This window comes from Ovoidimarina sediminis, from assembly GCF_032586175.1.
Classification (GTDB): Bacteria; Pseudomonadota; Alphaproteobacteria; order Rhodobacterales; family Rhodobacteraceae; genus Ovoidimarina; species Ovoidimarina sediminis.
On the sequence record NZ_JAWHTE010000001.1, the window covers coordinates 192,972 to 205,916 of the forward strand.

Here is a 12,945-nt window from a genome sequence, read left to right on the forward strand (position 1 = left end):
AACTCGAGCAGGTCTACGTGGCACGTGTCTTTCGATGGCTTCTGCGGTTTGTAACCGCGGTGATCGTGCTGGCGCTCAGCACGGTGATGCTTCTGTATTGGTTCGCCTCGCGCTCGATCCCCGATTACACCGCGACCCACGAGGTCTGGGGGCTGGGCGGCCCCATCGAGATCGTGCGGGACAATGCGAACGTGCCCCATGTCTTCGCCGAAAGCGACGCGGACGTCTACTATGGCCTGGGCTTCGCCCATGCGCAGGACAGGCTGTGGCAGATGATGACGCTCAGGCGCACCGCGCAGGGGCGGTTGAGCGAGATCTTCGGGGCGCGGACGTTCCGGGTGGACGATCTGATGCGGCGGCTCGATCTCTACACGCTGGCGGTGCAGTCGGTGGCGGCGCAGGACGAGTATACCCGCGCGGCACTCGAGGCCTATGCGGCGGGGGTGAATGCCTGGCTTGGCGCGGTGAACGAGGGCGCGCGCGGGCGCGGGGCGCCGGAATTCTGGCTTTTCCCGCCGCAGATCGCGCCCTGGCAGCCCGCGGATTCGATCGCGGTGACGCAGCTTATGGCGCTGCGCCTGACCGATTCCGCTCAGGACGAGGTGTTGCGGGCGCGGGTGTCGCTTCTGCTTGACGAGGCGCGGCTGTCGGACATCCTGCCCGACGCGCCGGGGACGGGCGTGGCCGCCCTGCCCGATTATGCCGCCCTTGTGCCCGGCGCCGGCACGCGGTTCGCGGCCCTTGCCCCGCCCGCCGCATACGACCCGCTCGATCCCGTCAGTCCGCGGGGGATGGCGGGGGCATCGAATGCCTGGGCCGCAAGCCCCGCGCGATCGGCGAGCGGGGGCACGCTTCTGGCTAACGACCCGCATCTTGGCTTCGATGCGCCGGGGATCTGGTATCTGGCGCGGCTGGAACTTCAGAGCGGCGGCGTGATCGGTGGCACCATTCCCGGCATTCCCGCCGTGCTGGTGGGGCGGAACGACGACATCGCCTGGGGGCTGACCACCACGAACGTGGACGATCAGGATATCGTCATCGAGCGGCTGAACCCCGAGAACCCCGAAGAGGTGATGGCGCCCGGGGGCTGGGAGCGGATGCGCACGCGATCCTCGATCATCCAGGTGAAGGACGGCGAGCCGCAGACGGTGACCCTGCGCTGGTCGGCCAACGGGCCGATCCTGCCCGGCCATCACTATGACCTCGCGACGATCACGCCCGAGGGCCATGTGGCCGCGCTTGCCTGGACCGCGCTTACGGGGCGGAACAGTTCGGTCACCGCCGCCATGGGGATCATGCGGGCGGAGACGGTGGAAGAGGCGCTGGCCGCGGGCGAGGCCCATGTGGCGCCCGCGCAGAATCTGACGGTGGCGGACCGGAGCCGGATCGCGATGAAGGTGGTGGGCGCCCTGCCCCGCCGTTCTGTCCGGCATCAGAGCCGGGGGCGCCTGCCCACGCCCGGCTGGCGGGAGCAGAACCTCTGGCAAGGGGTGATGAGCTATGGCGGGAACCCTGAATTCCTCGACCCCGACGGCGGCATCCTTGGCAACACGAACAACAAGATCATCGACCGGCCCTTCCCCTTCCACGTCACCTATGACTGGGGCGACACGCAGCGGGTTGAGCGCTGGCGGGGCCTGATGCAGAGCCGCGAGGTGCATACGCGCGACAGCTTCGTGGAAGCGCAGCTTGATACCGTGTCGTTCTCGGCCCGCGCGCTTCTGCCGCTTGTCGGGCGCGACCTGTTCTTTACCGGCGATCCCGCGCCCGAGGGCACGCCCGAACGCCGGCGGCAGGACGCGCTGACGCTTCTGGCGAACTGGAACGGGGAGATGAACGAGCATCTGCCGGAACCCCTGATCTATGCCGCCTGGATGCGCGCGCTGCAGGACCGGCTGATCCGCGACGAGCTGGGCGGGACGCTGGCGGCGGAGTTCACCCATGTGGAGCCCTTGTTCATCGAGCGCGTCTTCCGCGACGTGGAGGGCGCCTCGGTCTGGTGCGACGTGCTGCGATCGAGCGAAACCGAAACCTGCGTCGAGATCGCGCGGCAGGCGCTGGACGATGCGCTGATCTGGATCGCGGAGCAGTATGGCGACGATCTTGCCTCGCTGCGCTGGGGGGATGCGCACGAGGCGGTTCATGCCCATCCGGTTCTGGGGACGACCGCCGGGCTCGACTGGGTGGTGAACATCCGGCAGTCGACCTCGGGCGGGGACAACACGCTGTTGCGCGGGCTGACCGCCGGCACCGGCGACGCGCCGTTCCGGAACGTTCATGGCGCGGGGTATCGCGGGGTGTACGATCTGGCCGATCCCGACAGCAGCGTCTTCATCATCGCGACCGGCCAGTCGGGCCATCCGCTGTCGCGGCATTACGACGATCTGGGCGAGTTGTGGCGGCGGGGCGAGTACATCCCGATGTCGCTGGAAGAAACGCTGGCGCGGGCCGCGGCGGTGGGGGTCACGCGCCTCGTGCCGCACCGGGGTAACAGACAGCCCTGATAATTTGCAGCCGGGCTACTCCGGATTGGGTTCCAGGCGTAGAATGCCCCAAAATATAAGGGAGCAGTACAGATGTTGCGTTTCTCACTCGGCGTGGCTGTGGTGCTGTTGCTGGCGGGCTGTGGCGGCCGGTTCAGCACATCTTACGAGGGACCTCTTCAAGCGGATGTTGCGCGGAACTGGAGCGTGGTCGACGTGCAGGTCGACGTGCCCGACACCCTTGTCGTCAACGATGCGAACGTGCTGGCCCCGCGGGGCGATATCGTCTGGCACGGCGACCCGGCGGGCGACCGGCGGGCGCAGGTGGCGACCGTCGTGGAAGCCGGCGTTCGCGAGGGCGTGGCGCCGCTATCCGGCGCGAACCCGGTGATCTTCGGGGTTACGGTGCAGGAATTCCATGCCGTGACGCCGCGCGCGATCAATTCGGCGCCCGCGGCGGTGCACAATATCTCGTTCACCGTGCAGGTCTTCGATGCCAACACCGCCGTGCCGCTGTCGCCGCCGACGCTGATCGAGGCCGATCTGGAGGCACTGGTGGGCGCAGGTGCGCTGATCGCCGCGCAGGAGGGCCGGACGCAAAAGGTTCGGATCACGCGGCACATCGCGCAGGTGATCCAGGGCTGGCTGGGGATCGGGCCGGATCAGCGGCGGAAGTTCACGTCTCTGGGCCGCTGATCTCGTCGCGCCAGCGTTTCTTCTGGCGGGCCGTCCACTGGACGGTGAGCACCCAGGCCTCTTCGGTCTGCTCTTCCCCCGTGACGATGCCCTGATCGTAGGCCCAGGCGCGGGCGCGGCCGTCGGTGAACGGGATGGTGAGCGTGTCTTCGGTGCGCTCGTCGTCCAGGGTTTCGGTGATGGCGGCAAGCAACGCCTCCATCCCCTCGCCCGTGAGCGCCGAGAGGGTGAGCGTGCCGGGGGTGCGGGCGGCGATCGTTTCGAGCGTTGCGCGGCGATCGGGATCGACCGCGTCGATCTTGTTCCAGACTTCGAGAACCGGCGTCGCCTCGTCCACGCCGAGATCGGCGAGGATGCCCTGCACGTCCTCGGCCTGTTCCTCGGTCTCGGGGTGGGAGATGTCGCGGATGTGGCAGATGAGATCGGCCGCCAGCACCTCTTCCAGTGTGGCGCGGAAGGCGGCGACGAGCTGGGTCGGCAGATCGGAGATGAAGCCCACGGTGTCGGAGAGGATGACCTCGGCCCCGGTGCCGAGGCGCACCGCGCGCATGGTGGGATCGAGCGTGGCGAAGAGCATGTCCTTCGCCATGACCTCGGCCCCCGTGAGGCGGTTGAAGAGCGTGGATTTGCCCGCGTTGGTGTAGCCCACGAGAGCGACCACCGGATAGGGCACCTTCGCACGGGCGGCGCGGTGGAGGGTGCGGGTTTTCACGACCTTGGCAAGCTGGCGGCGCAGGCGGGTGATCGCCTCGTCGATGGCGCGGCGGTCGGCCTCGATCTGAGTTTCGCCGGGGCCGCCCACGAAGCCCAGGCCGCCGCGCTGGCGTTCGAGGTGCGTCCAGGCCCGGACGAGGCGGGTGCGCTGGTAGCTGAGGGCCGCGAGTTCGACCTGGAGGACGCCTTCGCGGGTGCGGGCGCGATCGGCGAAGATTTCGAGGATCAGGCCGGTGCGATCGAGAAGCTTCACCCCCCAGGCGCGTTCGAGGTTGCGCTGCTGGACGGGGGTGACGGGGCCGTCGATCAGGACGAGCCCGACCTCTTCCGCCTCGAACAGCGCCTTCAGTTCCCCGATCTTGCCGGAGCCGAAGAGCATCCCCGGCTGCGCCTTCTGGAGGCGCACGATCGAGGCCCCCGCGACGGTGAGATCGGGGAGCGCAACGGCAAGGGACACGGCCTCCTCCAGCGCTGCTTCGGGATCGCGGCGGCTGGCGGAGGCCTGAATGTCGGGGTGCAGGACATAGGCGCGCATGGCGCCCGGGGCCCCGTCGTTGGCGTCAGTTATTCTTCGCCCTCGTAGAGGTTGATGGGCTGCGACGGCATAATCGTCGAGATCGCGTGCTTGTACACAAGCTGAGACTGTCCGTCGCGGCGCAATAGCACGCAGAAGTTGTCAAACCAGGTAATAACGCCCTGCAGTTTGACGCCGTTGATGAGAAAGATTGTTACGGGGACCTTCGTCTTGCGGACGTGATTGAGAAACGCGTCCTGGAGGTTCTGTCTGTCAGAAGCCATTTTATTATATGCCTTTATTCTTGCTGATGCCTCTTTCTGAGGGCCGGCGGCGCCACTATGGGGCGAGACCGGACGGGATTCCAGCCTAAAAATCATGCGCTTGGGTCGAAGCCTGTGGGTAACTGCGTCAGGAGCGCCAGAAATCGGGGTTGAGAAGGGCGATGATCGCCAGTGTCTCGAGCCGTCCGACGACCATGGCCGCGATGAAGACCGCGCGCACCGCGGGGTCGGCCGTGCCGAGCGCGATCGGTTCGCTGGCCGCGGCGTCGATCAGCGGGCCGGTCGTCGTCAGCGAGGCGATGGTGAGAACGAGCGCCTCTTCGAAGGGGACGCCGGCGAGGGCAAAGGCGCTCATCACGCCTGCGATGGAGATCGCGAAGAGCATGAAGAAGATCCAGGCCACGTAGGCGCCCTGCCGCCGGGTGCGGCGCGCGGTGCGGCCGGCCCCGCCCACGGAATGGGGATGGACGAGCTTTTCCATCTCTCTCAACCCGTGCTTGTAGAGGGCGTGGACGCGCAGAAGCTTGACCCCGCCCGCCGTAGTGGCAACCCCGCCGCCGAAGACGGCGAGCCCCATGAGGATGAGGCCCGGGGTTTCGAGGCCCGACCAGCTTTTGGCGCCTTCCCAGGCCGCGCTTTCAAAGCCGGTGGTGGTGAGGAAGGACATGACCGTGAAGGCCCCGCCCCAGAGCGTCTGGACGACCACGAGGAAGGAGGTGCTGCCCGGAAGTTCGAGGGCGCCCACCGTGTGACGCAGGAGCATGAAGACCGGGATGATCGCGACGAGCAGGAGGCCGAGGCGCAGTTCTTCGTCTTTCCAGATCGACTGCGCCCCCTCGGCGCGTTCGTCGGAGGAAAAGGTGAGCCGGCTGAGGCCGAAGATCAGGAACAGGAAGATCAGCGCCTCGCCACCGAAGCCCGAGCCCGCGCCCACGGTGCCGCCGATGGGCGAGATGCCGGAGGTGGCCATGGTGGACATCGCGTGGCAGAGCGCGACGAGCGGCGTGTCGCCCAGGATGTAGAGCACCGCCCAGAGGATGAGCGTCAGCCCGCCATAGACCGGAAAGAGCCGCCCGGCGAAGCGGGCGAGCCGTTCGGAGGGATCGGCCACGCGGGTGATCTGGGTGGTGCCCGCCGCGCCCTGCCCGATCTCGGCCTCGTTTCCCCTGACCTCGAAGCCGCCGAGGTTCATCGGCGCGAGCACCGCGACCGCCGTGACCCAGACAAAGAAGCCGCCCATCCAGCCGACCTGCGCGCGCCAGAGATGGGCCGTCGATGTCAGCCGTTCCGGCACGAAGAGCGTGGCGCCGGTGGTGGTGAGGGCCGAGACCATTTCGAAATAGGCGTTGAAGAAGGTGGTGGTGCGCACCGCCTCGTAGAACGGGACGGCGAGCATGACCGGCACGATCGTGTAGGTGGCCAGAAGCGCAAGCAGGTGGCTGCGCCCCTGGCGCCGGATCGTGGTGCCCGAAACGGCGATGGCCAGAAGCGTGAAGAGGATCAGGAACAGGATCGCGAAATAGAAGAAGGCGCGGGCCGAATGGTGATCGTCGGTGACGAGCGCGTGCAGGGCCGGGACAAACATCGACGCCGCGCCGAGCCCCATGACGAGGACGATGAGCGGCAGCGTGAGAAGCCGCGCCAGCATCAGAAGAAGTCGATCGAGACCTGGAAGAGACGCTCGACCTCGGGCACGTCGGCGGCCATGGCGAAGAGCGCGATCACGTCGCCCTCTTCGATCCGGGTGCTGCCGTCGGGCTTGATGACCTTGTCGCCCTTCATCACCGCGCCGACGAGCACGCCTTCGGGGAAGTCGATTTCGCGGATCGTCTTGCCCGCGATGGTGGAGGTGGAGAGCACCTGGGCCTCGATCACCTCGGCTTCGGCATCGCCGATCGAATAGACGCCGCGCACCCGCCCGTGGCGGATGTGGCGCAGGATCGAGGAGACGGTGGTGGCGCGGGGGTTGATATGCGCGTCGATCTTCAGGGGAGCCATGAGCGGCAGGAGCGTGGGATCGTTCACGAGGCTGATCGCGAAGGGGCAGCCGCCCGATTTGGCGCGGACCGCCGCAAGAAGGTTCGTCTTGTCGTCATCGGTGACGGCGAGCACGGCGTCGGCGCGATCCACCCCGGCCTCTGCCAGAAGTTCCATCGACAGCCCGTCGCCGTGAAGCACGATGGTGCGTTCGAGCGCATCGGCGGCGCGTTCGGCACAGGCGCGGCTTTTCTCGATCACCTTGACGCGGACCCGGTCGGCCCGCGCTTCCAGCGCCTGGGCGACCGCGAGGCCCACATTGCCGCCGCCGACGATGACGACGCGGTTCTGCTTCTTCACAGTCTTGCCGAAGATTTCGACCGTGCGGTCGACATCGTCGATATGGCTGAAGACGTAGATCTGATCGTCGGCGAAAAGCTGATCCCCCGGTTCCGGCGCGAAGAGCCGGGTGCCGCGGCGGATGCCGACGACGATGGCGCGGAGGGTGGAGAAGAGATCGGTCAGCTGGCGGAGCGGCGTGTCGAGAACCGGGCAATCCTCGTCGAGGTGGAGCCCGAGAAGCTGGGCCTGCCCGTCGAGAAAGCTTTGCGTGTCGAAGGCGGCGGGGGCCGACAGGCGGCGCAGCGCGGCCTCGGCCACCTCGCGTTCGGGGGAGATCACCACGTCGATCGGCATGTGATCGCGCCGGTAGAGATCGGAATACATCTGCTGGAGATAGCTTTGCGAGCGGATGCGCGCGATCTTGCGGGTGACGCCGAAGACCGAATGGGCCACCTGACAGGTGACCATGTTGACCTCGTCGGAATAGGTGGCCGCGATCAGCATATCGGTGTCGCGGGCCCCGGCGCGGTCGAGCACTTCGGGATAGCTTGCGAAGCCCGAGATGCCCTGCACGTCGAGCGTGTCGGTGGCGCGGCGGACGAGATCGGGGTTGTTGTCGACGACGGTTACGTCGTTCGCTTCACCCGAGAGGTGGCGCGCAATCTGCCAGCCGACCTGGCCTGCGCCGCAGATGATGACCTTCATTCCGCCGTCCCGCGTTCCGCACCGTTCCGGAGGTGAGTGTGACCACAATCACCCCCGGGAAGGCAATGGGCCCCGTGGGGCCTATTCCGCTGCCTCTGCCTCGCCATCGACATGGGCGATGCGGGCGCCCGACTTGTTCGAGGTGACGACGTTGAGGCTTTTGAGTTTGCGGTGGAGTGCGGAGCGTTCCATGCCCACGAAGCTGGCCGTGCGGCTGATATTGCCGCCGAAGCGATTGATCTGCGTGAGCAGGTATTCGCGTTCGAACATCTCGCGCGCTTCGCGAAGCGGCAGTGTGGCAAGGCCGCCTGCGAGGACCATGCGCCCGTCGCCTTCGCTTTTCTGCTCGGGCTGGGGCAGTTCCTCGGCGGTGATCGCCTCTCTCTCGGGCCCGAGGATCAGGACCCGTTCGATCACGTTCTTGAGCTGGCGGACATTGCCGGGCCAGGGCATCGTCTGGAGAAGGGCCTGTGCCTCTTCCGAGATCGGGCGGAGCGGAAGGCCCTGTTCGCGGTTCAGGACCGCGACGAAATGTTCGGCCAGCATCGGGATATCCTCGCGCCGTTCCTCGAGCGAGGGGACGGAGACCGGCACGACGTTGAGGCGGTGATACAGCTCTTGCCGGAAACGGCCCGCCGCCACCTCGGCCTCGAGATCGCGGTTCGTCGACGAGATCACGCGGATATCGACGCGCACCTTGTCGACCCCGCCGACACGCGTGAACTGCTGGTCGGTGAGGACGCGCAGGATCTTCGACTGGGTGCCCGACGGCATATCCGCCACCTCGTCGAAATAGAGGAAACCGCCATGGGCCTGTTCGAGAAGGCCCGATTCCACGCCCCGTTCGGGGGTTTCGCGGCCAAAGAGCACCTCTTCCATACGCTCCGGCGCGATGGAGGCCGAACTGACGGTGACGAAGGGGGCCTGGGCGCGGGGGCTGCCGGCATGCACGAAGCGGGCCGCGGTTTCCTTGCCCGCGCCGGCGGGACCGGTGAGCATCACGCGGCCGTTCGAGGCGGTGACCTTGTCGAGCTGGGATTTCAGCGTCTTGAAGGCCGCCGAGGCGCCGAGCATTTCGGCCGACTGCACATCCTGGCGCTTCAGCGCGATGTTTTCGCGGCGGAGGCGCGAGGCTTCCATCGCCCGGGTGATGACGACCATAAGCTGATCGATGTTGAAGGGCTTCTCGATGAAATCGTAGGCGCCCTGCTTGATTGCGGCGACGGCGATTTCGATGTTGCCGTGGCCCGAGATGATGACGATCGGCACCTCGGGGTTGTCGCGCTTCACCGTCTTGAGGATGTCGATCCCGTCCATCTGGCTGTCTTTCAGCCAGATATCGAGGATCAGAAGCTCCGGCGGCTCCTTGTTGATTTCAGCCATCGCGGCGTCGGAGGTGCCGGCGAGACGCGGAGTGTGGCCCTCGTCGCGCAGGATGTCTCCGATCAACTCACGGATGTCGCGTTCGTCGTCTACGATCAGGATGTCGCCCATAACTCCCTCGATCCTTTCTGCTCATGTACCATTGTTTTTTGCCTCAAGGGGTAAAGGTAGGCGAATTTCCGCCTTTGCCCCGATTTGCCCGGTTTGATCCGGATCCGCATCGAGGAGGGCGAGCGTACCGCCGTGTTCCTCGATGATCTTCTTTACGATCGGGAGGCCGAGCCCTGTGCCCTTTTCCCGGGTCGTGACGTATGGCTCGAAGAGCCGCGAACGGTCGGCCGGAAGACCGATGCCGTTATCCGATATCGTGATGACAGCCGCCTCGTCGTCAGTGGCGAGCGTGACGTGGACGCGGCCCTGGTGGCCTTCTGGTGCGCCTTTTTCTCGAAGGGATTCAATTGCTTCGCCTGCGTTCTTGATCATGTTGGTCAGCGCCTGGCCGATCATGGTGGCGTCGATTTCCATCGTGAGCGGGGTGTCCGGCAGATCGGCGGTGACGGAGATGTCTTCGAGCCCGGTATCCTGGAGGACGACCGCGTCGCGGATCAGGCGGGTGAGATCCTCGCCCCGGCGCTCGGGTTCCGGCATGCGGGCGAATTTCGAGAACTCGTCGACGATGCGGCGCAGATCGCCGGTCTGGCGGACGATGACGTCGGTGTACTGGGCGAGCGCGTCGGCCTCGTCGCCCACCGCGGCGGTGAACTTGCGCTTGATGCGTTCGGCGGAGAGCTGGATCGGGGTGAGCGGGTTCTTGATCTCGTGCGCGATGCGGCGGGCCACGTCGCCCCAGGCAGCCATGCGCTGGGCCGAAACGAGATCGGTCACGTCGTCGAAGGCGACGACGTAGCCTTCGAGCGCGCCGTCGGCGCCGCGGCGCGTGGCCATGCGGACGAGGAGGTTTTCCTGGCGGCCGCCGCGGATCAGGCGGATCTCTTCCTGGGCGACCTCGGCCCGAGTGGATTGCAGCTTTTCGAGAAGCGGGCCGAATTCGGGGACGGCGACGGAGAGGCGGGGGGCGCGGCCCAGGATGTCATCCTCGTGCAGAATGCGTTCGGCGGAGCGGTTGGCGAAGGAGACCGTGCCGTCGGCGTCGAGGCCGATAACGCCGCTGGTGACCGAGGACAGCACCGAATCGAAGAGCCGGCGGCGGCGTTCGATCTTGCGGTTGGTTTCGAGAAGCGCCTCGCGCTGGCCCTTGAGCTGGCGCGTCATCTGGTTGAACACGCGGCCCAGCATGGCGATCTCGTCATCGCCCTGTTCTTCGCGCACGTGTACGTCGAGATCGCCCGCGCCGACCTGTTGCGCCGCGCCCGCGAGACGGCCCACGGGGCGCGAGAGGCGTTCGGCGAACCATAGGCCGAGGAGGATCGCGGCGAGGATGAGGATCACGGCGAAGCCAAGGTAGAGAAGCCCGAATTCGAAGACCATGCGGCCCCGTTCGCTTTCAAGCTGATTGTAGAGGCGCGCGGTTTCCTCGGCGTCGTCGAGAAGGCCCAGGATGCGGCCATCGACGTCGCGGCTGACATAGAGGAAGCGGTCGGAGAAGCCTTCAAGCCGGAGGAGCGCGCGGTATTCGTGGTTTTCCAGATCCTCGATCAGGACGGTGCCGCCGGTGCGGGCCTCTTCGATCCGATCCTCGCCGGGGTGCTCGTAGTCGAAGAGATAGGAGTTTTCGCCCCTGGCGCGGATCTCGCCCGTTCCGTCGATCACGTAGGATTCGCGAAGGCCGCGCTGGATGAGTCCCTGCCCTTGCGTAAGAAGCTGCCGTAACTCGCTGTCGGACAGGAAGAAATCGGCCTCGCGGGCGGCGGAGAGAAAGCGCGCGAGGGAGCGGGCGTCGGTGTCGAGATCGCGGCGGTGATCTTCCTGGTAAGCCTCTGCCGCCGCGATGGAGGCGCCCACCACGCTGCGCACCCGGTCGGAGAACCAGCCTTCGAGGCCAACGTTGATGGTGAGGCCCGCGAAGATCGCGACGGTGACGGTGGGGACAAGCGCGATGGTGGCGAAGACCCCGGTGAGGCGGAGGTGGAGGCGCGAGCCCGCAGACCGGGCGCGCCGCGCCGCGATCATCCGGGCGATCGTGCCGAGGACGAGGGCAGCGAGGACGAGGACGTAGACGAGATCGGCGAGAAGAACGAGGCGCAGCGAAAGCGTGGAGGCACCCTGATCGAAGGGGCCGAGAACGAGGAAGGTGGCAAGCGCCAGAAGCGGCCCGAGCAGCACGAGCCCGAACGTCGCGACGTTCTGGACGCGACGTACCCGGCGCAGCCGGACCAGCCGATCAAATGTTGTTCGTCCTGCGACACCTGCCACGAACAGCCCTCAACCCGATGTGGCGCGCAATTGCGCCTAACGCCAGATCTGGTTGCCGTTGCCCGCAACATGCGGATCGGCAACTCTTATGTTGCTGTTTTACATCAATTTGCGGCGGCGCGTAACCCTAATATCGAGGTCGGTGATCTTCTTTCTGAGGGTATTTCGGTTGATGCCGAGCAGATCGGCGCATTTCGCCTGGTTTCCGCCTGTTGCGTCGAGGGCGATTTCGATGAGCGGGGTTTCCACTTCGCGGAGGATCCGCTGGTAGAGGCCCGGGGGCGGCAGGACGCCGCCGTGAAGATCGAAGTAGCGGCGCAGGTGCTTGGCCACCGAGACCGAAAGCTTTTCGCCGTCGCCGCCGCCCACCAAGGGCTCCATTGCCGGCTGGTTGCCGAGGACGAGTTCGGTTTCGGCGCGCCCGATCTCTTCCTCCGCCCCGGTGACGACGAGGCGGCGGACGGTGTTTTCCAGCTGGCGGACGTTGCCGGGCCAGCTGTAGGCGCGGATCAGATCAAGGGCGGCGGGCTCGAACCGGCGGAGCGGCAGCCCTTCGCGTTCGGCACGGGCGAAGAAATGTTCGGCCAGAAGGGGGATATCGTCGACCCGTTCGCGGAGCGAGGGCACCGCGATGGTGACGCCGCCCAGACGGTAGAACAGATCCTGCCGGAACTGCCCCGCCTCGAGCTTGCGGGACAGATCGGCCTGGCTGGTCGCCATGATGCGGGGCGCGTTGTCGGTGAAACTGTCGAGCATGCGGACGATGCGGGCCTGGGCCTCTTCGTCGAAATCGCCCACCTCGTCGAACAGGATCGATCCGCCGCGGGCGCGGCTGATAATCGTGGCGGGGCCTTCCATGGTGGCGAGATCGGCGGCGCCGGCCACGACAAAGGGCAAGGTGCGCCGGTCGGAAAGATCGTGAATGGCGCGGGCGATGAGGGATTTTCCGGTGCCGGATTCGCCAGTGATCAGCACCGGCAGATCGGTGTTCATCACCCGGGCGACCAGCCGGTAGAGGGCCTGCATCGCCGGGGTGCGGCCGACGAGGGGAAGATCGTCGCTTTTTCCGGTCTCCGCGCCCTGCGGCTGGGGCGCGGGAACGCGGCGCTTGACCTCGAGCGCGCGGGCCGCGCGTTTCATCAGATCCGGCAGGTCGAAGGGTTTCGGGAGGTAATCGAACGCATCCGCCTCGGCGGCCTGGATCGCCGTCATGATGGTGTTCTGGGCGCTGATCACGATGACCGGCAGGCCCGGGCGGGCTTCGGCGATCTTGGGAAGCTGTTCGAGCCCGTTGCCGTCGGGCATGACGACATCGGAGATCACGAGATCGCCCTTCCCTTCCTCGACCCAGCGCATCAGCGTGACGATCGAAGAGGTGGCGTGCACCTTGCAGCCCGCCCGGGTCAGCGCCTGGGTCAGCACCGTGCGGATCGTGCGATCGTCATCGGCGACAAGGATTGTTCCGTCCATTGTT

General features: G+C 66.6%; 9 protein-coding genes. 2 read left to right on the forward strand and 7 right to left on the reverse strand.

Annotation, left to right across the window (positions count from 1 at the left end):
* The first annotated feature begins 17 nt into the window (after positions 1 to 17).
* Positions 18 to 2,504, forward strand: coding sequence for a penicillin acylase family protein (locus tag RXV90_RS00950; protein WP_316646353.1), 2,487 nt, complete (start codon positions 18 to 20; stop codon positions 2,502 to 2,504).
* 72 nt (positions 2,505 to 2,576) lie between these two features.
* Entirely contained in the window at positions 2,577 to 3,179 is a 603-nt protein-coding gene (locus RXV90_RS00955) for a DUF6778 family protein (RefSeq protein WP_316646354.1), read from the forward strand.
* On the opposite strand, the gene hflX is transcribed toward RXV90_RS00955, so the two are convergent.
* The 7 genes from hflX to RXV90_RS00990 all read right to left on the reverse strand — a co-directional run bounded on the left by hflX (position 3,160) and on the right by RXV90_RS00990 (position 12,941).
* Positions 3,160 to 4,428, reverse strand: a complete 1,269-nt coding sequence (gene hflX, locus RXV90_RS00960; protein WP_316646355.1) for a GTPase HflX — start codon at positions 4,426 to 4,428, stop codon at positions 3,160 to 3,162. The genes RXV90_RS00955 and hflX overlap by 20 nt on opposite strands.
* 29 nt (positions 4,429 to 4,457) lie before the next feature.
* Positions 4,458 to 4,691, reverse strand: a complete 234-nt coding sequence (gene hfq, locus RXV90_RS00965; RefSeq protein ID WP_316646761.1) for an RNA chaperone Hfq — start codon at positions 4,689 to 4,691, stop codon at positions 4,458 to 4,460.
* A gap of 127 nt (positions 4,692 to 4,818) precedes the next feature.
* The gene (locus RXV90_RS00970) at positions 4,819 to 6,339 is read right to left on the reverse strand and encodes a TrkH family potassium uptake protein (RefSeq protein ID WP_316646356.1); all 1,521 of its coding nucleotides are present in this window, start codon (positions 6,337 to 6,339) and stop codon (positions 4,819 to 4,821) included.
* Positions 6,339 to 7,715, reverse strand: coding sequence for a Trk system potassium transporter TrkA (gene trkA, locus RXV90_RS00975; RefSeq protein WP_316646357.1), 1,377 nt, complete (start codon positions 7,713 to 7,715; stop codon positions 6,339 to 6,341). Before trkA ends, RXV90_RS00970 begins: the two co-directional genes overlap by 1 nt.
* A gap of 81 nt (positions 7,716 to 7,796) precedes the next feature.
* Positions 7,797 to 9,209: a nitrogen assimilation response regulator NtrX gene (gene ntrX, locus RXV90_RS00980; protein ID WP_316646358.1), complete on the reverse strand. Its 1,413-nt coding sequence runs from the start codon at positions 9,207 to 9,209 to the stop codon at positions 7,797 to 7,799.
* A 21-nt stretch (positions 9,210 to 9,230) separates the two neighbouring features.
* Complete coding sequence (locus tag RXV90_RS00985) at positions 9,231 to 11,471, reverse strand: sensor histidine kinase NtrY-like (protein WP_316646359.1); 2,241 nt, start codon at positions 11,469 to 11,471, stop codon at positions 9,231 to 9,233.
* A gap of 99 nt (positions 11,472 to 11,570) precedes the next feature.
* Positions 11,571 to 12,941, reverse strand: coding sequence for a response regulator (locus RXV90_RS00990; protein WP_316646360.1), 1,371 nt, complete (start codon positions 12,939 to 12,941; stop codon positions 11,571 to 11,573).
* Positions 12,942 to 12,945: the final 4 nt, after the last annotated feature.